The 21,815-nt window shown below is 51.9% G+C and carries 15 protein-coding genes and 1 riboswitch; of the genes, 4 read left to right on the forward strand and 11 right to left on the reverse strand.

Features of this window, described 5'->3' with window-relative positions:
* Positions 1–77 precede the first annotated feature (77 nt).
* The 3 genes from ACVA58_RS20560 to rapA all read right to left on the reverse strand — a co-directional run bounded on the left by ACVA58_RS20560 (position 78) and on the right by rapA (position 4,894).
* Positions 78–1,031 carry a D-2-hydroxyacid dehydrogenase gene (locus ACVA58_RS20560; RefSeq protein WP_446512241.1) on the reverse strand — a complete coding sequence of 318 codons (954 nt, stop codon included), beginning with the start codon at positions 1,029–1,031 and terminating at the stop codon, positions 78–80.
* Between the two features lie 71 nt (positions 1,032–1,102).
* Positions 1,103–1,816, reverse strand: coding sequence for a bifunctional tRNA pseudouridine(32) synthase/23S rRNA pseudouridine(746) synthase RluA (gene rluA, locus ACVA58_RS20565; RefSeq protein WP_446512242.1), 714 nt, complete (start codon positions 1,814–1,816; stop codon positions 1,103–1,105).
* Between the two features lie 159 nt (positions 1,817–1,975).
* Positions 1,976–4,894, reverse strand: a complete 2,919-nt coding sequence (gene rapA, locus ACVA58_RS20570) for an RNA polymerase-associated protein RapA (RefSeq protein ID WP_446512243.1) — start codon at positions 4,892–4,894, stop codon at positions 1,976–1,978.
* 347 nt (positions 4,895–5,241) lie between these two features.
* Here rapA and ACVA58_RS20575 point away from each other — a divergent pair, with 347 nt between their 5' ends.
* On the forward strand, positions 5,242–6,618 hold the full coding sequence (locus tag ACVA58_RS20575) for a PhoH family protein (protein WP_446504960.1): 1,377 nt from the start codon (positions 5,242–5,244) through the stop codon (positions 6,616–6,618).
* An 86-nt stretch (positions 6,619–6,704) separates the two neighbouring features.
* Here ACVA58_RS20575 and thiQ read toward each other — a convergent pair whose 3' ends face one another.
* The 8 genes from thiQ to leuA all read right to left on the reverse strand — a co-directional run bounded on the left by thiQ (position 6,705) and on the right by leuA (position 15,995).
* On the reverse strand, positions 6,705–7,424 hold the full coding sequence (gene thiQ / locus ACVA58_RS20580) for a thiamine ABC transporter ATP-binding protein (protein WP_446512244.1): 720 nt from the start codon (positions 7,422–7,424) through the stop codon (positions 6,705–6,707).
* Positions 7,418–8,989, reverse strand: a complete 1,572-nt coding sequence (gene thiP / locus ACVA58_RS20585; protein ID WP_446512311.1) for a thiamine/thiamine pyrophosphate ABC transporter permease ThiP — start codon at positions 8,987–8,989, stop codon at positions 7,418–7,420. Before thiP ends, thiQ begins: the two co-directional genes overlap by 7 nt.
* 37 nt (positions 8,990–9,026) lie before the next feature.
* On the reverse strand, positions 9,027–10,007 hold the full coding sequence (thiB, locus tag ACVA58_RS20590; protein ID WP_446512245.1) for a thiamine ABC transporter substrate binding subunit: 981 nt from the start codon (positions 10,005–10,007) through the stop codon (positions 9,027–9,029).
* A 109-nt stretch (positions 10,008–10,116) separates the two neighbouring features.
* Positions 10,117–10,216, reverse strand: a riboswitch (TPP riboswitch).
* 108 nt (positions 10,217–10,324) lie between these two features.
* A complete protein-coding gene (locus ACVA58_RS20595) occupies positions 10,325–11,107 on the reverse strand; it encodes a DUF547 domain-containing protein (protein WP_446512246.1) in 783 nt (260 codons plus the stop codon).
* Positions 11,108–11,277: 170 nt separating this feature from the next.
* A complete protein-coding gene (gene leuD / locus ACVA58_RS20600; RefSeq protein ID WP_446512247.1) occupies positions 11,278–11,880 on the reverse strand; it encodes a 3-isopropylmalate dehydratase small subunit in 603 nt (200 codons plus the stop codon).
* Positions 11,881–11,896: 16 nt separating this feature from the next.
* Positions 11,897–13,330, reverse strand: a complete 1,434-nt coding sequence (gene leuC / locus ACVA58_RS20605; protein WP_446512248.1) for a 3-isopropylmalate dehydratase large subunit — start codon at positions 13,328–13,330, stop codon at positions 11,897–11,899.
* A 23-nt stretch (positions 13,331–13,353) separates the two neighbouring features.
* Complete coding sequence (gene leuB, locus ACVA58_RS20610) at positions 13,354–14,442, reverse strand: 3-isopropylmalate dehydrogenase (protein WP_107351127.1); 1,089 nt, start codon at positions 14,440–14,442, stop codon at positions 13,354–13,356.
* A gap of 2 nt (positions 14,443–14,444) precedes the next feature.
* Positions 14,445–15,995 carry a 2-isopropylmalate synthase gene (gene leuA, locus ACVA58_RS20615; RefSeq protein ID WP_446512249.1) on the reverse strand — a complete coding sequence of 517 codons (1,551 nt, stop codon included), beginning with the start codon at positions 15,993–15,995 and terminating at the stop codon, positions 14,445–14,447.
* A gap of 593 nt (positions 15,996–16,588) precedes the next feature.
* On the opposite strand from leuA, the gene ACVA58_RS20620 reads away from it, so the two are divergent.
* The 3 genes from ACVA58_RS20620 to ACVA58_RS20630 are packed head-to-tail and all read left to right on the forward strand — an operon-like array spanning position 16,589 to position 21,683.
* The gene (locus ACVA58_RS20620) at positions 16,589–17,236 is read left to right on the forward strand and encodes a TetR/AcrR family transcriptional regulator (protein WP_446512250.1); all 648 of its coding nucleotides are present in this window, start codon (positions 16,589–16,591) and stop codon (positions 17,234–17,236) included.
* On the forward strand, positions 17,230–18,576 hold the full coding sequence (locus tag ACVA58_RS20625) for an efflux RND transporter periplasmic adaptor subunit (RefSeq protein ID WP_446512251.1): 1,347 nt from the start codon (positions 17,230–17,232) through the stop codon (positions 18,574–18,576). Before ACVA58_RS20620 ends, ACVA58_RS20625 begins: the two co-directional genes overlap by 7 nt.
* Entirely contained in the window at positions 18,573–21,683 is a 3,111-nt protein-coding gene (locus ACVA58_RS20630) for an efflux RND transporter permease subunit (RefSeq protein WP_446512252.1), read from the forward strand. The genes ACVA58_RS20625 and ACVA58_RS20630 overlap by 4 nt, the downstream gene beginning before the upstream one ends.
* Positions 21,684–21,815 lie beyond the last annotated feature (132 nt).

Consider the following 21,815-nt stretch of genomic DNA (forward strand, 5'->3'; position numbering starts at 1 on the left):
TGAGTGGAAAGCTATAGAGCCTAGAAGGCGAGATCAATGATCTCGCCTTTTTGCTATCTAGGGCAGGGAGCGAACTCTCAAACTTGATTTTGTGGTGTGCCGGCACAAAATGCATTGAGGTTATCGATAAGCTGGTTGGCCAGGGTTTGAATAGCACTATCGGAACCCCAGGCGACATGCGGTGTGAGCAACAGGTTCGGCAAGTGGCTGTTGGCAATTAACGGATTGTCATTGGTTGCTGGCTCTTCGGTAAAGACATCGCAACCGGCGCCCGCGATATCACCAGCTGATAAGGCATCAACCAAGGCTTGTTCGTCAACTAAACCGCCACGGCCTGTATTGATCAAGATTGCGCTGTTTTTCATCGTTTTTAGCTCATCGCAGCCGATAAGGTTGAGTGTCTCGCTATTGAGCGGGCAATGCAGGCTGAGTACATCGACTTGCGCCAACACGTCGTCGAAAGGCTGGTATCCCTCGCGGCTGCTTTTTGCTCCTTTTCTGTCGGCAAAGATTACCTTCATACCCAATGCTTGTCCGAGCGTTGCCATTGCTTGCCCCAATCCACCACTGCCGATAAGTCCCAGCGTAGCCCCGCGAATATCTTTGATTGGATGGGTGAAAAAACAGAACTGATTTTTTTCCTGCCACACGCCTTGCTGAATATCCCGGTGGTAACCCAGCAGGTTTCGGCGCAGGGCGAACATCATGGCAATGGCGTGCTCAGGAACCGAGTCGACGGCGTAGCCACGGATATTGCACACGGTGATGCCATGCTCGTGGCAATAAGCAAGATCGACATTGTTGGTGCCGGTGGCGGCAATGGCGATCATCTTGAGTTTGGGGAGCTGGGCCAAAATAGCGGCATCCAGAAAGACTTTGTTGGTGATAGCAATAGTCGCATCAGCAAGGCGCTCAATAACCTGATCGGGACGTGTGGCTGGGTGTTGTGTCCACTGGTGCTCAAAGGCTGGGGATGGCAAGGCGATGTGGCCCGGAATAGTATCCCGGTCGAGAAAAACAATCTGTTCCATGGCGAAAACGAGGCTCAAGGGTCAAGGATAATGAATTCAGTACACACTATCCTTGACGGCCAACTCAAGCCCTATGGTGTGGAATAGTGATCCGGTAGGGTCTTTTGCGGTGCTTCGGTAAAGAATTCACACGGCGCAAACAGATGCATTGGCTCACCACTACGCGGGTGGAAGAAACTCAGCTCTGCGGCGTGCAGCTGCAGGCGGGGGGCCATTGCTTTGGCGTCCTGATGGGCATAAAAACCATCACCAAGGATAGGGTGACCCAAGGCGAGCAAGTGAACACGTAGTTGGTGTGAGCGGCCAGTGATCGGGCGCAGGCGCACCAAGCTAGTGTCATTGCTACGTTCGAGCACCTGATAGTGGGTCACCGACGGTTTGCCGTCGTCGAAGCAAACCTTTTGTTTTGGGCGGTTCGGCCAGTCACAGATCAGCGGCAGATCGACAGTACCGCTATCTTGCTCGATATTGCCAAATGTACGGGCGTAGTACACTTTTTCGGTGCGGCGATCCTGGAACTGGATTTTGATATTGCGCTCAGACTGTTTGTTCAGCGCGAGGATAATGACACCTGAGGTTGCCATATCAAGGCGATGAATGAGATGCGCATCAGGAAATTCAGCCTTTACTCGAGTGTAGATACTGTCATGGAAGGCAGGATCACGTCCGGGGTTCGATAGCAGGCTTGAAGGCTTGTTCACCGCAATAATATCGTCGTCCTGAAACAGGATATCCAACCAAGGATCTTTGGGTGGGTTGTAGTCAATCTGTGGCAGTGTGCTCATGGTTTGCTGGGTCTGCAAAAAAGGGCCAGTAAAAAGCCCGTGATGTTGGAAGGCGGCGATAATATCAACAATGGCAAAGAAGGCAATATTCTCGACATCGAATTCATGGATATAAAAAAGCCGCCTGTGAAGGCGGCTTAGTATATCGCTTTAAACGGGTTAACCGTGGCTCACGACGATCAAGCGCAGTGAGTCCAATTGGATTTGCGCCTTAGTGATATAGCCAGTGAGATCTTGGATTTGGGTTTCAATCAATTCCAGCTCGTCGTCACGGATATTCGGGTTTACCGCTTTCAGGGCCTGAAGACGATCTAGTTCGGCACGCAGTGTCGCTTCCATCTCTGCTTGGGCTGATTCACGGATAGTGACCAGCTCACTGGCAACTACCTGCTCGGCGCTTTCGATCAGGGCATGGATATCTTTCTGAACCGAGTTGACCAGCTTGCTGCCAAGGTGACGGTTGACTGGGCTTAGCTGACGGTTAAAGCCTTCAAACTCGACTTTAGCCGACAGGTTATTGCCTTTGGCATCGAGCAGGATACGGATCGGGGTCTTCGGCAGGAAGCGGCCGATACCGGATTGCTTCGGTGCTTGGGCATCGACGACATATACTAATTCCAGTAGCAGGGTACCGGCTGGCAGTGCCTTGTTCTTCAACAGCGATACCGCCGTAGTACCGACACCTTCTGATAGCAGCAGGTCGATACCGCCTTGGATCATCGGGTGTTCCCAGCTGATGAAGTGCAAATCTTCGCGCGACAGGGCGGTGTCACGTTCAAAAGTGATGGTACAGCCATCGTAAGGCAAGCCCGGATAGCTTGCGACCATCATGTGCTCAGAAGGCGTGACGACAATGGCGTTTTCACCCTTATCGTCCTGGTTCAGGCCGATCGTGTCGAACAGGCCTAGGGCAAAGTTTACCAGATTGGTATCGCCATCTTTGCTACTGATTTCTTCAACCAGCTTCTGGGCGTCATTGCCACCGTTGGAATGGATTTCCAGCAGGCGGTCACGACCTTGCTCTAGCTTGCCTTTGAGCTCTAGGTGCATCGCGGCACTTTTCTCAACGAGCTCATCTAGCTGGTTACCATCTTGTTGGTTGCTGGCCAGAAGTTCAAGCAGATCGTCACTGAAGGCATCATAGATGGCACGACCGGTCGGACATGTTTCTTCGAAGGCATTGAGACCTTCGTTGTACCAGCGCGCCAGCAGGGCTTGTGAGGTGCCTTGTAGGTGCGGGACATGAATTTCGATGTCGCGCTTTTGCCCGATACGGTCAAGGCGACCGATACGCTGCTCAAGCAGATCTGGGTTATTCGGCAGATCGAACATCACTAATTGGTTAGCAAACTGGAAGTTGCGTCCTTCCGAGCCGATTTCAGAACATAGCAGCACCTGTGCACCATCCTCTTCCTGGGCGAAGTAGGCGGCAGCCTTGTCGCGCTCAATGATCGACATGCCTTCGTGGAACACGGTTGCACGGATCCCTTCGCGTTCACGCAATGCCTGTTCGAGGATCAGGGCGGTTTGGGCGCGGGAGCAGATCACCAGCACTTTTTCCTGACGATTGGCTTTTAGCATATCCAGTAGCCAGTTAACGCGTGGATCGAAATGCCACCAAGTTGCCGAATCGCCCTCGAATTCCTGGTAGATGTCTTCTGGGTACAGCAGCTTGAAAGCCTTTTGCTCAACACTCATTTTGCCACCCATCATCGCGGCGACACGCATCGCTGTCTGGTACTGCGTTGGCAGCTCCAGCGGATACATGTTGAGGTGGCGCTGCGGGAAGCCCTTGATGGCGGCACGGGTGTTTCGGAAAAGCACGCGGCCGGTACCGTGACGGTCCATCAGGTTGTCGATCAACTCGTGGCGAACTGCCTGTTGCTGCTCTGAGTCGGCATCGCCGGCTTCAATGACGCGAAGCATTGGCTCGATATCTTGCTCTGGCAGTAGCTCAACCAAGGTGTTCTTAGCTTCGTTGTCCAGTTTTTCGCCTGACAGCAGTCGTGATACGGCATCGGCAACCGGCGCATACTGACGTTCTTCTTCGACAAATGCTTCGTAGTCGTAGAAGCGGTCAGGATCGAGCAGGCGCAGGCGGGCAAAGTGGCTTTCATGGCCCAATTGCTCCGGGGTTGCCGTCAATAGCAACACACCCGCTGTTTTTTCGGCTAGCGCTTCCACCACCTGATACTGACGGCTCGGTTTGTCTTCGCTCCACTCTAGGTGATGGGCTTCATCGACAATCAACAGATCCCAGTCGGCATCCAGCGCTTGTTCGAAACGGCGGCGGCTCTTGCGCAGGAAGTCCAGCGAGCACAGCACGTATTGGGCAGTATCGAATGGGTTGGCAGAATCGGCAAAGGCTTCGACACAGCGATCTTCATCGAAAATCGAGAAGTGCAGGTTGAAGCGGCGCATCATTTCGACTAGCCATTGGTGCTGCAGAGTTTCTGGTACCAAGATAAGAATACGTTCGGCACGGCCAGACAGCACCTGTTGGTGGATGATCATTCCGGCCTCGATCGTTTTACCTAGACCAACTTCATCAGCCAGCAAGACACGAGGGGCGTAACGACGACCCACTTCGTGGGCAATGTACAGCTGGTGAGGGATCAAACCTGCACGCATGCCGCAAAGGCCACGCAGTGGGCTTTTGTGCTGCTCATACTGGTTCTTGAGGGCACGGTAGCGTAACGCGAAGCGATCCATGCGATCAATCTGACCGGCGAACAGCTTGTCCTGCGGCTTGTTGAAGCGGATTTGATTGCTGAGGAAAATCTCACGCAGGGCGACGTTTTCTTCGCCGGTATCGGTACGGGTACCGATGTAGGTAAAGATGCCGCCGGTCTCATCGACCTGCTCGACGTTGAGCGACCAGCCGTCATGGCTTTCAACCACATCACCGACATTGAACATTACACGGGTCACAGGTGCATCATTGCGAGCATAAAGGCGGTTCTCTTCACAGGCAGAGAACATCAGAGTCACAGTTCTGGCATCGGAAGCCACGACGGTACCTAGACCCAGATCACTTTCAGTATCACTGATCCAACGTTGACCCAAAGCAAATGGCATAGTGGTTAAAACCTTCTAATTATTTGAAATAAAGGAAAATGCGAAGCCGATGCGCCAGCATTTATGAACTACACTCAAAGTAATACCGTACTAGATGGTATCCATCTGCTGCTGTTGGCAGTGTGTATTGGTATATAAGTGTAAGCCAGAATTCGCACCGGTAAAAAAGGGGAGTAATGTTACTGCAACCCGTGAGCAAGGTCACGGTCATTGTGATAAGAAAGTACCAAACTGTAACTGTCACATTTTTTTAATTATCTCCGGTCTTTAATAGTAACAACCCGTTTTTACGGGCACAGGAAAAACTCTGGTGGAAAACCCACCGTTTTGTTACCAAGGAGGTACCTATGGATGAAGCTGGTAGGAAAGTTTTCGTTCTAGACACCAATATTCTGCTTCATGAGCCCCTCGCAGTTTATTCCTTCAAAGAGCATGACGTTGTTATCCCTATGACCGTGCTCGAAGAGCTCGATCGCATCAAGGACAGTAAGCGGGATGTCTCCCGTGATGCCCGTGTTGCCATCCGAGCCCTAGAAGATATCTTCCATGACGCAACTCCCGAGCAAATTGCCGAGGGGATCCCACTTGGCCCCGAAGGTGGCGGACTTGGCAAGGTCTCGATTTTTGCCGATTACGAAGTCACCGAAACGGTCCATGCCTTTGCCGACAAAGCCGGGGATAACCGTATCCTAAATGGCGTGCTGTTTCTCCAAGCCCATTACGCACCGCGTGAAGTGGTACTGATCACCAAAGACATCAATATGCGACTGCGCGCCAAAGGCGCCGGGGTGTATTTTGTCGATGATTACCGTACCGATCAGCTGATTGATGACGTCAAAATGCTGACCAAGGGGTTCCACAAGTTTAGTGGTAATTTCTGGGAGCGGGTCGGAGAATGTTATTCGGAGAATAAGGGCCGCTCGACGGTGCATACCCTGCCGTCGGAGTTGTTCGAAGCACCGTTTATTAATCAATACTTAATTGATGAGGACAGTGATTTTGCTGGTAGGGTCCAGTCTATCGACGCCGGAACTCTGACCCTGAAAGATATCGGCCACGAACGCTTGCTTAGCCGGCAGGCATGGGGGATCCACCCAAAAAACATCTACCAGGGGATGGCATTTGATGCCTTGATGGATCCGAAGATTGATTTGGTGATCCTGACTGGCCCTGCCGGGTGTGGTAAGACCATCTTAGCCATGGCTGCGGCGCTGGAGCAGGTAATTGAAAAAGGAATGTACGACAAGATCATCGTGACCCGCAATACCCCTGAAATTGCCGAGTCTATCGGTTTCCTTCCGGGCACCGAGGAAGAGAAAATGATGCCTTGGCTCGCGGCGGTCACCGATACCATGGAGGCTTTGCACAAAAACGATGTGTGTACTGACGGTTCAATGAAGTACATTTTCGACAAGGCCAATATTCAATTTAAATCGGTTAACTTTATGCGGGGACGCTCAATCCAGAATGCCTTTGTACTGCTGGACGAGTGTCAAAATCTCACTGCCTCACAGATCAAAACCATCATCACCCGCTGTGGGGAAGGCACCAAATTGGTTTGTTCAGGTAACCTAGCCCAAATTGACTCCAGTTACCTTTCTCCTGTTACGTCGGGCTTGACCTATATTGTCGAGCGTTTCAAGAATTTCGAAGGCAGTGCCAACATCTATCTCAATGGCGTTGTCCGCAGCCGTTTGGCTGAGTTTGCCGAGGAGAACCTGTAGCGACTGCAGGTCCGGTCATTAACCCAATAGTAAAAGCGAGCCGTTTGGCTCGCTTTTTCATTAATGGTCGTTTTATTCCTTACGCTCTAATGGCCAAGGTATTGCGTGAGGGCCGGATCGCTCGGAGTAACTAAGATATCTTGGCTAGGGCCAAATACTTTCACCTGTCCTTGATAGATAAACGCACACTTGTCGGCAATTTTAAGTGCATCCTCCGGGCTGTGGGTGACCATCAGTACGGTCGTGCCCTGTTCTCGTGCCAGCTTTCTGACCAGCTCGAGCATTTCTTTGCGCAATGCCGGATCCAGTGCCGAAAAGGGCTCGTCGAGTAACAGTAGAGGGCGCTGGCGGATCAGGCATCGCGCCAGTGCGACCCGTTGCCGTTGGCCGCCGGAGAGCTGCTCCGGCAAGCGGTCGAGGTAGCCTTGCAACCCCACCTTAGTGGCCGCAATAACGACTTCTTCTTTCTGCTCAACGCTGAGCTTGAGAGCGGGGCTCAACCCGAGGCCGATATTTTCATAGACACTCAGGTGAGGAAACAAATTGTGTTCTTGGAACAAGATTGAAAGCGGGCGCTTGGCCGGGTGCAACTGCTCAATGGGGTGGTCGTTGACCGTGAGCTTGCCGCTATCAGGGGCAAGAAAGCCGGCCACCATGGCAAGCAATGTACTTTTGCCTGCGCCGCTAGGGCCGAGCAGGGCAACAATATCACCGGCTTCTACCCTGAGGTCGAAACAAAGCTGGGTGGATTCGCCTGATTGCTTGGGATGGTGAAAGCAATGTTGTAAACGCTGCAAATTTAACATGATGGAGTCCGGATGATCAGTTTTTCTACCAAGGAGAAGAGACCAAGGCTAAGGGTCAGCAGGATCAATGCCGCTACGGCGGCCGCGTCCATTTGATAACTGCCGAGTAGCTGGAATAGATAGAGCGGCAGGGTTTGAAAATCTTGACTGCCAAACAGGGCAATGGCACCCAAATCGCCGAGAGACAAGACAAAACCAATAGCCAATGACTGGGCAAACGGCTTTTTCAAGGCTCGCCACTCCACCAGCTTCAGCCGCGATAGTCCACTCATGCCCAAGCTCTGACACAGTGGTTCATATTGCTGGGCCACATGGAGCATTGGCTGGCTGAGGGTTTTGAGGACATACGGCAGTGCCATTAAGGCATTGACGGCAATGACCACCCAAAACGCAGCAGCAAAGGCATCGGTGAACTGGCGCAGCAATAGGAAGATCCCGGTACTCAATACCAATCCTGGCGTGACCAGAATAATAGTGCCGATCAGATCCAAGCCGTCTGCCTGCCAGCGGCGGTGTTGGAGCCGCCATTGTCGGCTGGTGAGGAGTATTGCCGTTCCCCCAACCAATGCCAGTACGCTGGCAATACTGGCTATTTGCAGTGAGTGTTGTACCGCCAGCCAGAGTCCCGGGCTGCTCAGGGCATCGAGGGTCTGGCGATTAAGTCCGGCAAGTATAACGGATAACAGCGGGGGCAATACCAGCAGCAGAGCCAACCCTATCCAGCATCCATCCCAGCAGCGGCTGGCAAGGCTATCAAATTGACTTTGGCGCGGGTTGGTGACGGATTGGCTGGAGGTCGCCAGTGGCTTGGCAAAGCGCTGGCTCATTAATACCAAGCTGCAGCACAGTAACATTTGCCACAAGGCCAAGATGGCACCGCCAGCTAAATCAAAGTCATAACGCAGGGCTTGGTAAATAGCCAGCTCAATGGTCGTTGCTTTGGGGCCGCCACCCAGCGCCATAATGACAGCAAAACTGGTAAAGCACAGCATGAACACCAGACCGATGGCATGGGGCAGCTGCTGGCGTAGTCTTGGCCAAGCGATAAAACGGAAGGTTTGCCAGCTGGACATCCCGAGGTGGGTGGACAGCTGGTGCTGCTCAAACGGGATCCCCTCAAGGCTTTGGACAAACAGTCGGGTCGCCAGTGGTAGGTTGAGAAACACATGCGCCAACAATATTCCCTGAAGGCCATAGAGCGAGAAGCTTCTCTGCCACCCTAGTTGAGTCAGTGCGCTGGCCAGTAATCCATTGTTTCCGTAGATCGCCAACAAGCCGAATACTGCGACCAGTACAGGCAGTACCAAGGTCATGGCAAAGATCCGCATCAGTAGGGCTTTGCCAGGGAATTGCCGGCGTGACAGGGCATAGGCAACGGGAATAGCAGGCACAATACTCAGCAGTGTCGAGAGCAGGGCTTGGGTAAAGGAGAAACCGGTAATATGCCGTAGGTATGGATCATTCCATAGTGCGGCAATATCAAGATCGCTGGCTTCATTGATCAAGGCGGCAAGAGCCCCGACCACGAGAAAGAGAATGAGCCCGGCAGTCATGAGACCGGGCATCAGTTGGGTGGTACGTGCGTTCAAAAGTGAGTGCCTACTACTTGGTCAGTGCTTGTTGCCACTCGCGTACCCAGCTTCTGCGCTGTTTGGCAACCTCTTGGGCAGAAAACTCCAACGCCTTTACGGGTAGGGTTAGCACTTTGAATTCAGCGGGCTGCGCGACATTCGTCACCGGGTACATCCAGTTACCCGTCGGGATCACGGATTGGAACTCTGGGGTCAGGATAAAGGCTAGGAACTGATCGGCCAGCGCCTGGTTAGGGCTGCTTTTTAGTTTGGCGGCAACCTCCACTTGCATGTAATGCCCTTCGCTGAAGTCGGCTGCTTTGTACTTACCATCCTGCTCGGCAATCAGGTGATAGGCCGGCGAGGTGGTGTACGATAGCACCATGTCGGACTCCCCCTTGAGGAACATACTGTAGGCTTCAGACCAGCCTTTGGTGACCGTGACTGTTTTCTGGGCCAGTTGCTGCCAAGCGTCAGAGGCTTTATCGCCATAGACCGATTTCATCCACAGCATCAGGCCCTGCCCTGGTGTTGAGGTACGCGGATCTTGGTAGATGATGCTCAAATCATCACGGTTGACCAACTCATCCAAACTCTTGGGTGGATTTGCCAGTTTAGTGCTGTCATAGACAAAGGCGAAATAGCCGTAGTCATAGGGAACAAAGGTGGTGTCGTTCCATCCGTTAGGTAGGGTAATTTCGCTGGTATCAACCTGGTGCTCTGTCAGCAGCCCGGTATTCTTGGCTTCGGCAATCAGGTTGTTATCAAGGCCAAGCAGTACATCGGCTTTGGTGCGCTTACCTTCAAGGCGGACACGGTTGAGGATGGACACCCCGTCATCAAGTGCGACAAATTCCAAATTACACTCGCACTGTGCCTCAAAGGCTTTTTCGATCGCCGGTCCCGGTCCCCAGTCTGAGGCGAATGAGCTGTAGGTGTAAACCGTCAGGGTATTGTCCGCGGCCAGTGCCGGAGCGGCAGCCAAGGTAAGAAGAGGGAGTAATTTTTTCACTATGCGCTCCTGATGCTCTTGCGTCCGGCAAGAGGAATAATAATCGTATGAGCGGCACAGGGTTGAGCATAAGGCTGGCATCATGCCAGCCCCGCGGGATAACAAGGCATACCGTATTGAACTCAATTCCTACGCCAGCATTAACTGGATCAGGTTCTGTGGGTTTTGCCTTAGCAATCTCAGCGACAAGCGCTCCCCAATGAGAACGCTTGTTATTGTAATGTGCTGAGGTACGGGTTGCCAGCAGGAACGCTCTTTTATGCCCAAATCATGTAATAAGATTTGGAATGAGTGTGGGGGCCAGAGAAAAGCTCTAACTACTTGGCATCATTGAGCAACCAGTTGTAGTCATAACTGATCTTATTAAGGGTGATCTGCGGCCCTTGTCGGTATTGGTTAATGTGCTTTTGGAGTTGGGACTGGCTACCAAAGTCACTGCCATACCAGTCATAAATTGAAGAAAGTGTGGTTTTTCCGCTTTGCGGGTTGACGCCTTTACGGCTGTTGATAAAGCGTACGGCTGACTTCTCCAACAGGCGTTCGTTGTTGTTGGCAGTGAATGCTTCTGATTGGAGGTCAGGGCAACCCAAGCTGGCGCAGTTGACCACATAGTGGATACGCGGGTCACGCCAGATAGGCCGTAAGATACGGTGCTCGATATCATTGAGCGAGAGAGTCTTTCCGTTGATGGTTAGCACTTGCTCATCCCATGGCCCAAAGTTGAAGAAGCCTCCCAGTTTGGTGATCGACGAGATGGGGTAGTTATCGAGGATAAGCTTGACCGTTTGGGCATTGTAGAGGTTTACCCAGTAGGCAAATTGTTCGTTGCGGTTTAGTTGGTGCGGATCGAGCTTGGTAAGATCACGCAGGTAGCGGTCCAGTTCATACTTGTCGCTGTCAGTAACCCGGCCATAGCGGAACAAGGTTTGGTTAGGCTGGACGACAAGGTATTTATCGAGCAGACGCTGCCAGCGGCGGTGATCAACCGTTTGTGAGTTGCTGGTGGCATATTGCTGCCAGTAGGGCCATAAATTGGCCTTGGGCGCCGAAATGGCACTGGCCGATAGCAAGAGAAATAGCAGACTGACAATAAAACGCATAGGGGATCCTCAGTGAAGCATCACTGTCTAAAGTGGTAACAAGATACTTGGGTATCATTAGCTTAGACGACCCGGTAGGGAATGATTTTATTGCAAAAAAGACAAAATAAAACGCCCCTAGCACAGGCTTGGGGCGTCATTTTTTACCGTTGCCAGTAAGGTATGCTCGGCTAAGCTAGGAACGCTGGGATGTTACGCTCATAGTCAGCAATTTTGTCTTCATGTTGCAAGGTCAGGCCGATATTATCCAGACCGTTTAGCAGGCAGTGGCGGCGGAACTCATCGATTTCAAAACCGTACTGCTTGCCGTTGGCTGTTACCAGCATCGCTTCTAGATCAACGGTGACCTCAGCACCTTCATTGCCTTCGACAAACTGGAAGATCTCATCGACTTCCTGCTCTGTCAGACGTACCGGGACCATCTGGTTGTTGATTGAGTTGCCGTAGAAGATATCGGCAAAGCTAGGCGCAATCATAACCTGGATACCGTAATCTGCCAGTGCCCATGGCGCATGCTCGCGCGAAGAACCACAGCCGAAGTTCTCTCTAGCCAGCAAGATGCTTGCGCCTTGGTAGCGCGGGGCATTCATGATGAACTCTGGGTTTGACTGCTCGCCAGCATCATCAAGGAAGCGCCAGTCATGGAAGAGATGCTTGCCGAAACCGGTACGGGTGACCTTTTGCAAAAACTGCTTCGGGATAATGGCATCGGTATCGACGTTGGCTGCATCCAATGGAACGACCAATCCGGTATGTTGTTTAAATCCTGTCATTGTTTCGTTCCTTCTCTCAAGCCGTCACAGCAACGTTGTCTAGTTCGCGGATATCAACAAAGTGGCCCGCACAAGCCGCTGCGGCTGCCATTGCTGGGCTGACTAGGTGGGTGCGGCCGTCGCGACCTTGGCGGCCTTCGAAGTTACGGTTACTGGTTGATGCACAGCGCTCGCCAGGGCCAAGACGATCGTTATTCATCGCCAGACACATTGAACACCCTGGTAGGCGCCATTCGAAACCGGCTTCGATGAAAATCTTATCCAGTCCTTCTTTTTCAGCCTGGGCTTTCACTTGCTCCGATCCCGGAACAACCAGTGCCTGCACGTTTGATGCAACCTTGCGGCCTTTGGCAATCGCTGCTGCTGCACGCATATCTTCGATACGTGAGTTAGTACATGAGCCGATAAAGACTTTATCGATTGCAAAATCAGACAGTTTTTTACCTGATTCCAAGCCCATGTAAGCCAGTGCTTTTTCAGCCGACGCCTGCTCTACCGGATCGACAAAGTCAGTAGGGGCTGGGATGGGTTGGTCTACAGCAATTACCTGGCCTGGGTTTGTCCCCCAGGTGACCTGTGGCTTGATGTCTTTGGCATCTAGGGTCACAACCGCATCGAACTTGGCGTCATTGTCGGTTTTCAGCGTCTTCCAGTATTCGATAGCCGCGTCAAGATCGCGACCAATCGGTGAGAATTTACGATCTTTGATGTAGTCAAAGGTGGTTTGGTCCGGGGCAATAAGGCCCGCTTTGGCGCCAAGTTCGATAGCCATGTTACAGACTGTCATGCGGCCTTCCATGGTGAGATCGGTGATTGCTTCACCGCAGAACTCGACCACGTGACCAGTACCGCCAGCAGCGGTGGTTTTGCCGATGATAGCCAGCACGATATCTTTGGCTGTAATACCGTCAGTAACCTTGCCTTTGACTTCTATTTTCATCGTCTTGGCACGGGCTTGTTTTAAGGTCTGGGTTGCCAGCACATGTTCTACTTCAGAGGTGCCAATTCCGAATGCTAACGAGCCGAATGCACCGTGGGTGGCGGTGTGTGAATCGCCACACACGATCGTCATGCCCGGTAGGGTGATGCCCAGCTCAGGGCCCATAACATGGACGATACCTTGGTATTTGTGGTTCAGATCGTAAAGGGTGACACCGAACTCTTCGCAGTTCTTGGCCAGTGTTTCCATCTGAATGCGGGCCATTTCGCCCGAGGCATTGATGTCCTTGGTTTGGGTCGAGACATTGTGATCCATGGTGGCGAAGGTTTTGCCGACTTGGCGTACCTTACGGCCTTTTTCACGTAGACCGTCAAAGGCCTGCGGTGAAGTCACTTCATGTACCAGATGGCGGTCGATGTACAAGATCGGGTTTTCGCCTTCAGCGGCAACCGCAACATGGGCATCATAGATTTTTTCGTATAGCGTCTGAGGCGCTTTAGTATTAGACATTGCTCATTTGCTCCTTGCTGCGATTAGGCTTGGCGAACGTACTGGGCTATCTTATCGCCCATTTCGCTGGTGCTTAGTGCTGCGCTATTACCCGCTAGGTCAGCGGTCAGCTCACCGGCTTCCAGCGCTTGCGACACGGCTTGTTCGATAGCGCGTGCAGCGGGCTCTTCGCCCAAGCTATAACGTAGCATCAGGGCAGCAGATAGGATTTGTGCTACTGGGTTGGCAATGTTCTTGCCTGCGATATCTGGCGCTGAGCCGCCTGCAGGCTCGTACATGCCGAATTTATCCTGGTTCAAGCTGGCTGATGGCAGCATGCCCATGGAGCCTGTGATCATCGCACACTCGTCCGAGATGATGTCACCGAAGATATTCGAACACAGCATGACGTCGAACTGCGACGGATCTTTGATCAGTTGCATCGTCGCATTATCAATGTACATGTGGTTCAGCGTGACTTCTGGGTAGTCCTTCGCCACTTCTTCTACCACTTCACGCCACAGGATAGAGCTCTGTAGCACGTTGGCTTTATCGATAGAGTAAACGTTCTTGTTACGCAGCATGGCTGATTCGAAGGCAATACGGGCAATACGTTCGATTTCGTAACGGTGGTAAATCTCGGTATCGTAAGCTTTCTCTTGCGGGCCTTCACCTTCACGGCCTTTCGGCTGGCCGAAATAGATACCGCCAGTTAGCTCGCGTACCACCACGATGTCGAAGCCACGCTCCGAGATATCAGCACGTAATGGTGAAAATGCTTCTAGGCCACTGTGGATCTGCGCTGGACGCAGGTTGCAGAACAGCTGGAAGTGCTTGCGTAATGGCAGCAATGCGCCACGTTCAGGTTGATCGTTTGGTGGCAGGTGTTCCCATTTCGGGCCGCCCACCGAACCGAACAGGATGGCATCAGAGGCTTCACAGCCCTTCATTGTTTCTTCCGGAAGGGGACAGCCATGGTTGTCGATGGCGATACCACCGACATCATACTCTTCGCATTCTAGGGTGAAACCGAACTTCTCTTGAACAGCGGCCAATACTTTGTGGGCCTGCTGCATAACTTCTGGGCCAATACCGTCACCCGGTAGAACGGCAATTTTATATGTACCTGCCATGGTTATACTGTCTCCATTTGGGATTTTTGTTTAATTTCTGCAATTTGATCGGCGCGATAAATGCTGTTGATCACGTGAAGTAGTGCTTGTCCTGACGCTTCGACAATGTCGGTTGCCAAGCCAGTACCGTGGTACTTGCGGCCTTTGTAGTTGGCGATGATGTCGGCCTGACCCAGACCATCTTCGCCTTCGCCCTTGGCGGTAAGATCGAACTTGTCCAGAACGATTTCATAACCGGTTAGGCGATAGATACACTGGTATAGCGCATCGACGGGACCATTGCCGACAGCGGCTTCGCATTTTTCCTCATCACCACACTGCAGCTTGATGCTGGTCGTTGCCATCACGCTACCGGATTGCACGCTTAGGTAGTTAAGCTTGAAGAAGTCATCTTCATCGCGCAGGTTGGCAAAGTGCATCAGTGCTTCAAGATCGTAATCGAAGACTTGGCCCTTGCGATCGGCCAGCTTCAGGAAGTCAGCGTATAGATCATCGAGGTTATATTCGTTTTCGGTGTAACCCAGTGTATCCATGTGGCTCTTCACCGCGGCGCGGCCTGAGCGAGATGTTAGGTTTAGTGCTTGGTTCTTAAGGCCGATCGACTCGGGAGTCATGATCTCGTAAGTATTCTTGTTCTTTAGCATGCCGTCTTGATGGATACCCGACGAGTGGCTGAAGGCATTGGCACCCACGACAGCCTTGTTGGCTTGTACCGGCATATTGCAAAGCTGGCTGACCATCTTGCTGGTGCGGTGGATCTCATCGTGCTTGATGTTGGTGTGTACACCCAATAACTCAGCGCGGGTTTTGATGATCATGGCGATTTCTTCTAGTGAACAGTTACCCGCTCGTTCACCTAATCCATTGATTGTTCCTTCAACCTGACGGGCACCGGCTTGCACCGCAGCCATCGAGTTGGCAACCGACATACCTAGGTCATCGTGGCAGTGCACCGAGATAATGGCCTTGTCGATATTCGGGACTCGCTCGAACAACTGGCTGACGATGCCGCCAAATTCACTCGGTAGGGTATAGCCAACAGTATCAGGGATGTTAATGGTGCTGGCACCGGCATTAATGGCGGCTTCCACCATCCGGCATAGGTTATCGATTGGAGTTCGGCCGGCATCTTCACACGAGAACTCGACATCATCGGTGTAGTTGCGGGCACGCTTAACGGCGGCGACACCCATTTCAATCACGTCATCGTAGCTGCGGCGCAGTTTGTCCTGAACATGGACGGTGGAAGTAGAAATAAAGGTATGGATCCTAAATGCCTCGGCCACTTTCAATGATTCGGCTGCGACATCAATGTCTTTGGCGACTGCGCGAGATAGGGCACAGACTCGGCTATTCTTGATGTGCTTGGCAATGGTCTGGACCGACTCGAAATCGCCCGGCGAAGACACAGGAAAGCCAGCTTCAATAACGTCTACACCGAGGCGCTCAAGGGCGTAAGCGATCTGCAGTTTTTCTTTCACCGTCAGGCTGGCGGATAGCGCCTGCTCACCGTCACGTAACGTGGTATCGAAAATGATGACCTGATCTTTCATTGCTACTTCCTTTCTTTGGCTGCCGGTATTGGCATTATCTGCATCCGCTTGCGCTGGCCTGTATAAGAAAAAACCCGCGCTGACTGCGCGGGTTTTTGTAATTCTTCGTGGTGTTTCCCACTCACAAGCTACCCGCGCGATTTATTCACGATAAGGAGGAGGCTTAGGAGAAGAGATGAGAAACGCATTTTCATAATTGAAATATATCCACAAACTTGGTTAACAAATGAATACCAAATAGACAGGTGGACCGTCAACCATTAATTGCATGTTTATTTTCTTTTTATGGTTATTCAGTTGATATTTAATGGCAGTTAGAACAAATCTGACCAGTTGTATGCAGTGCGGAGGTTCCCGTGTAGTTGAAGGGCGAACGGATGGCATGGCGGATATACATAATGAAAATGTTATTTATTTGTTGAGCTCACATCAAGGTGAATAAATTTCTCGTATAGTAAAATTAATCAATTGATTAAATTGTGGGGAATTATTGCCCTGACTGTATACGGGGGAGAATTTAAAATTAATCATGTGATTAATAGAGCGAGCCAGGAGCAGCATGTTCATAAAACAGCAAAAACGGGAGAGGCGGCATGGTGGGTAAAGCCGGGCGTCCGGTCGGGGAGTCTGACGCCAGAGATAGGTTGATTGCCGAAGCGAGGAAGCTGTTTGTCAGCTTGCCTTACAACAAGGTGTCGACGCGGATGATAGCTAACCGTGCAGACGTCAATGTGGCGTTGATCCGCTACTACTTTGCCAATAAGGCTGGGTTGTACGAAGCCATGCTGAGGGAAACGGTGAAGCCTATCCACGCCCAGTTGAAAGTCGCCCTGACCAAGGGGGATTTTGCCTCTATTGGTGATTTGATGCGTACTTATTATCGGATCATGGCACCAAACCCTGATATGCCCAAGTTGATTGCTCGCGCCATGATGATGGAGCCAGCCGATCTCCAGCGCCAAACCATGGAAAAGATTTTCAACGAGGTGGCCCGTCCGGCGATCGACGTCATGTTTCAGCAATTGCAGACCCAAGGGGAGCTGAGGGCTGATGTTTGCCCTAATAAGGCAAGAATGAGTTTTATCAGTTTGATGGTGTTTCCTTTTCTGATCCCGCCCTCAATGTTGACCATGCAAAATATAGAAATGGATGAAGCGTATTTGGCTGAACTTGCCGAGCACAATGTCAATTTGTTGGTACGTGGATTGATGATACCGAAGGAAGAAAATAAACCATGCTGAAGAATCGTAAACTACTCCTGTTTCCTGCTGTATTGGCCGGTGTGGTGATATTGGTGTTGGCGGTTAACTTGCGTCCGTCACCGGATGTGAAGCCGGCGCTCGAACGTGCCCGAGTCGTTGATGTGATCAACCTAGAGCAGCAACAACTTGCGCCAGTGGCGGCGGGATTTGGCCGGGTTGCGCCGAAGGTGGAGTGGCAAGCCATCGCGGAAGTGACGGGTAAGGTGGTATACCGCCACCCAGATCTGAATAAAGGTCGGGTATTGGATGCAGGTACGATCTTGCTCAATATTGACCCCTTGGATTATGAATTGCGTCTGGCGCAGGCTGAAGCTGATGTCAGTGCCAGTCAGGCACAGCTGGCAAAGTTGGCGCAGGAAGAGCTGAACCTCAAAACCACCCTTAAGATAGAAAAAAACCGGTTGGCGATCAGCAAGAAAGAACTGGCGCGTAAACAGGAACTTCGCACCAAGGGGCTAACCTCGCAGTCGACAGTCGATTTGGAGCTGCAAAATACGTTGGCGAGCCAGAAAGTGGTGCAGGAAATCGAGAACCAGCTCATCGTGTTGCCCAACGAACGCAAGGTCACCCAGGCCCAGCTGGAGGTGAACTTGTCGCAGGTGAGCGAAGCGAAGCGCTCTTTGCAGAAAACCGTGATCACTTTGCCTATCGATGCTCGGATTTCCAACGTTGATATCGAACAGGATCAGGTAGTGAATACCCAGCAAGTGATGGTGGTGGCGCACGGTATCGATACGGTGGAAATTGATGCCCAGATTGCTCTGCATGATATGCAGGTGCTGGCCGCCAGCCTGACTCAGTATACCGCTCATGCTGATGGCAAGCCTCGGGCTGACCAGCTCGATCTCAGTGCAAGTATCCAGTTGTCCAGTGGCAGCTTTATCCAGCAGTGGCCGGCGAAAGTCACCCGGATCAGTGATACGGTGAGTGCCAATCAGGCCACCGTCGGAGTGATCCTCGAGGTTGATCAGGACTACAGCCAGCTATCGCCGGAAACCGCTCCGCCCTTGGTTAATGGGATGTTTGTCGAAGCTCGGGTATCTGGCCAGCCCAACCCGCACTGGGTGATCCCTGAGCGGGCTTTGCATGGCGATAAAGTCTACTTGATCGATAGTGAGAGTCATTTGAAAATCCAGCCGGTGACAGTACTGTTCCGCCGTGATGGCCAAGTGGCGATCAGCGGTGAACTGGCGTCCGGAACCCAGTTGGTGGTCAATGATCTACTGCCTGCTGTTGCGGGAATGGAGTTGAGAATTGTGACCGTAAATGGCCAGCCAGTAGAAGAGGTTCAAGAGCAAGATCAGGAGCCAGCTTCATGATCCGTTACTTCTCCCGTCACCCAACCGCCGCAAACCTGATGATGTTGGCATTGATCATCTTGGGGCTGGTGTCCCTACCTAAGATCAAGCGCGAAACCTTCCCGGATTTTGCCCCCCCTTACATAATTGCCTCGGTGGTCTACCCTGGAGCCTCCCCTCAGGAAGTGGAAGAGAGCATCTGTATGCGGATGGAAGATGCCGTGGATGGATTGTCTAATATTATTGAGACCCGCTGTGAAGCGGTAGAGGGCTCGGCATCGCTGATCCTTAAGCTGACCAGTAGCGAGGTGGTATCGCGGATGCTGGTGGATGTACAGACCCAGATCAACGCGATTAATGATTTTCCGTCTGAAATTGAATCTCCGATAGTCCGTGAGCTTGACTGGAACGAACCGGTGGTTGATGTGGCGATCAAAGCCGATACCAGCCTGCCACACCTTAAGGCGTATGCCGAACAACTCAAGCGTACCCTTAAACTTGACTATGGTGTTTCATTGGTCGACGTCAGTGGTTTCTCCGATCACCAACTCAGGGTCGAACTCGATGAAGTCGCGATACGCCAGCTAGGTTTGAGTGTCAGTGATATTGCCAACAAATTGAGCCGGCAAAATATCAAGTTGCCGAGCGGTAATATTGAACTGGCAGATCGTAACCTATTGATTAGGTTCGATGAGCAAAAGATTACCCCGGAGACCATTGCTCGGACGGTTGTCGGAGCGGACACGCTTGGCGCAGTTTTGCGCTTAGGCGATGTCGCAACGATTACTGATCGCTTCGCCCTTGATGAGCAAAAGGTGTTGTTTGATGGTGTGCCGTCGGCAATGCTGCGGATCAGCAAGAATAAGGCTGATGATGCGTTGCGGATCAAAGAGCGTGTTGCAGCGTTTGTCGAGGCTGAAAACCAACTGGCACCAACAGGCGTGACCCTGACACTAACTAACGATCTTTCGTCGTTGCTGTGGGATCGTCTGACCATGATGGTCAGAAATGGCTGGCAGGGGGTCGTGCTGGTCTTTGCCGTAATGTGGCTATTCTTCTCGTTCCGCTACTCCTTCTGGATCGCCGCAGGCTTGCCGGTCGCTTTTCTTGGCAGTATGTACTTGATGGCTGCTTTCTCTTTGTCTATCAATATCATGTCGTTAGTCGGCTTGCTGATGGCCATCGGGATCATGATGGATGATGCGATAGTGATCTCCGAGTCGATAGCCTCCCACCTTGATCGTGGGCAGAAGATCCAGGATGCGGTGTATAACGGCGTAAAGAAAGTGCTGCCGGGGGTGGTGTCATCATTTCTCACCACAATTTGTATTTTCGGTAGCTTGATCTTTCTTGAGGGAGAGATGGGCGCGGTATTGCGGGTGGTACCGCAGGTACTGATCTTGGTGTTGTCGATCAGCTTGATCGAAGCCTTCTTGATTTTGCCTAGTCACCTGAACCATTCATTGCACCGACAAAAGCAGGAGAAGCTGCCACCTAAATGGAAGCGGAACTTCTTGGCCCGCTTTGAGCAATTTCGCAATGAACGCTTGGTCAATTTGGTTACGCTGGTGGTGCAGTGGCGCTATCTGTTTGTCGGCGGGGTGATTGGCTTGTTGTTTGCCTCCTTTGCCTTGCTGGCAGGCGGTGGCCTTAAGTTTGTCGGCTTTCCTGAGCTGGATGGTGATATTGCCGAAGCACGAATTATCTTACCGCCGGGCTCAACGTTAAGACAGACGGAAGCGGTAGTGTATGAAGTGGTGACGTCGGCGAAACGTCTCAATGCGCAATGGAGCGAACGTAACGAAGATGGTATGTCATTGGTCAAGAACATTACCGAGCAGTTCAACTTCAATGCCGATGCCGACGAAAGTGGCCCGCATGTAGCGACTGTCAGGCTTGATTTGCTCAGTGCCGAGATCCGTAATAGCCTAATCGATGAATTTATCGATGCGTGGCGAGAAGACGTCGGTGAGCTTGCTTCACCGGTCGCTTTGGTCTTCAAGCAGCCAGCGATGGGACCGGGTGGGCGAGCGATTGAAGTGCGGATGCAGCATGATGATTTGGCGATGCTCAAAGCGGCCTCTATCGAGACCCAGCAGTTCTTCAATGAATTTGCTGGGGTATCGGGTGTGCTGGATGATATGCGGATGGGCAAGCCGGAGGTGTTGATCCGTTTGCGTCCGGGGGCCGAGTCCTTCGGGGTTGATGGCCAAATGATTGCTTCGCAGCTTCGGGCGGCGTATTTCGGTCAGACCGCCGATGAGATCCAGATCGGGCCCGAAAATATTGAAATCGAGGTGATGTTCAATAAAGAGCGGGCGGCGGATCTGCAGGTCCTTTCAAGCTTTCCGATCATTTTATCTGATGGTAGCCAGATCCCGCTGGCCTCGGTGGCAATCCTTGAACATCAGCGTAACTATGTGCGAATCCAACGTATTAACGGCCTACGTACTCTCAGCGTTTACGGTGATCTGCAAGAGAGTGTGATCAGCTCTGGCGAGGTGTTGAACCAGTTTAGAATCAAGTTGATGCCTAAACTACAACAGGATTACCCGGGGCTTCGCTTTGATTTTGAAGGGGCCGCCAAAGATACCGCAGAAACTGGTCAGTCGATGGCAACAGGGTTTATGCTGGGGATCTTTGGGGTGTTTGTGATCCTAAGCTTTCAGTTCCGCAGCTACCTCGAACCCTTTGTGGTACTGCTGGCTATTCCACTGGCTTTGATTGGGGTGTTCTGGGGCCATTTGTTATTGGGCCATCCACTCAGTATGCCAAGCATGATGGGTTTTGTCTCGTTGGCCGGGGTGGTGGTCAATGATTCCATCTTGCTGGTGCAGTATATCCGTCATCACCTCGATGATGGTGATAACATCGAAAAAGCGGTAGTACAGGCAAGTCGTGAGCGCTTCAGGGCGGTTTTCCTGACATCGCTAACCACCGCTGCCGGCTTGTTGCCGTTGATGTTGGAAACCAGCTTGCAGGCCCAGGTCATCAAGCCGTTGGTGATCTCGATTGTATTCGGTATTTTCACTTCGACCTTACTGGTGTTGTTTATGATCCCGGCAGCCTACGTGATTCTATCTGACTTTAAGCTGGTACACCGCCACGAAAATTTAGCCTCTGCTTAATTGCCCTACGACTGTTTGGTAATCCTTCCGTATTCTGTACGGAAGGATTGTCATTATCCCTCCTCTAAAGCGTCACTGCGTTGTCATATCCTTTTCCTAATCTGATGCTGAATTAATCAGATTAGGATCGGG

It is taken from the genome of Photobacterium sp. DNB22_13_2, assembly GCF_052873915.1.

What these genes read in the sequence shown, in the direction of transcription:
- leuC (WP_446512248.1), bottom strand. Translation starts at nt 13,330, where the DNA reads ATGTCTAATACTAAAGCGCCTCAGACGCTATACGAAAAAATCTATGAT.
- rluA (WP_446512242.1), bottom strand. Translation starts at nt 1,816, where the DNA reads ATGAGCACACTGCCACAGATTGACTACAACCCACCCAAAGATCCTTGG.
- leuD (WP_446512247.1), bottom strand. Translation starts at nt 11,880, where the DNA reads ATGACAGGATTTAAACAACATACCGGATTGGTCGTTCCATTGGATGCA.
- leuA (WP_446512249.1), bottom strand. Translation starts at nt 15,995, where the DNA reads ATGAAAGATCAGGTCATCATTTTCGATACCACGTTACGTGACGGTGAG.
- rapA (WP_446512243.1), bottom strand. Translation starts at nt 4,894, where the DNA reads ATGCCATTTGCTTTGGGTCAACGTTGGATCAGTGATACTGAAAGTGAT.
- ACVA58_RS20595 (WP_446512246.1), bottom strand. Translation starts at nt 11,107, where the DNA reads ATGCGTTTTATTGTCAGTCTGCTATTTCTCTTGCTATCGGCCAGTGCC.
- thiP (WP_446512311.1), bottom strand. Translation starts at nt 8,989, where the DNA reads ATGCCCGGTCTCATGACTGCCGGGCTCATTCTCTTTCTCGTGGTCGGG.
- leuB (WP_107351127.1), bottom strand. Translation starts at nt 14,442, where the DNA reads ATGGCAGGTACATATAAAATTGCCGTTCTACCGGGTGACGGTATTGGC.
- ACVA58_RS20625 (WP_446512251.1), top strand. Translation starts at nt 17,230, where the DNA reads ATGCTGAAGAATCGTAAACTACTCCTGTTTCCTGCTGTATTGGCCGGT.
- ACVA58_RS20560 (WP_446512241.1), bottom strand. Translation starts at nt 1,031, where the DNA reads ATGGAACAGATTGTTTTTCTCGACCGGGATACTATTCCGGGCCACATC.
- ACVA58_RS20620 (WP_446512250.1), top strand. Translation starts at nt 16,589, where the DNA reads ATGGTGGGTAAAGCCGGGCGTCCGGTCGGGGAGTCTGACGCCAGAGAT.
- ACVA58_RS20575 (WP_446504960.1), top strand. Translation starts at nt 5,242, where the DNA reads ATGGATGAAGCTGGTAGGAAAGTTTTCGTTCTAGACACCAATATTCTG.
- ACVA58_RS20630 (WP_446512252.1), top strand. Translation starts at nt 18,573, where the DNA reads ATGATCCGTTACTTCTCCCGTCACCCAACCGCCGCAAACCTGATGATG.
- thiQ (WP_446512244.1), bottom strand. Translation starts at nt 7,424, where the DNA reads ATGTTAAATTTGCAGCGTTTACAACATTGCTTTCACCATCCCAAGCAA.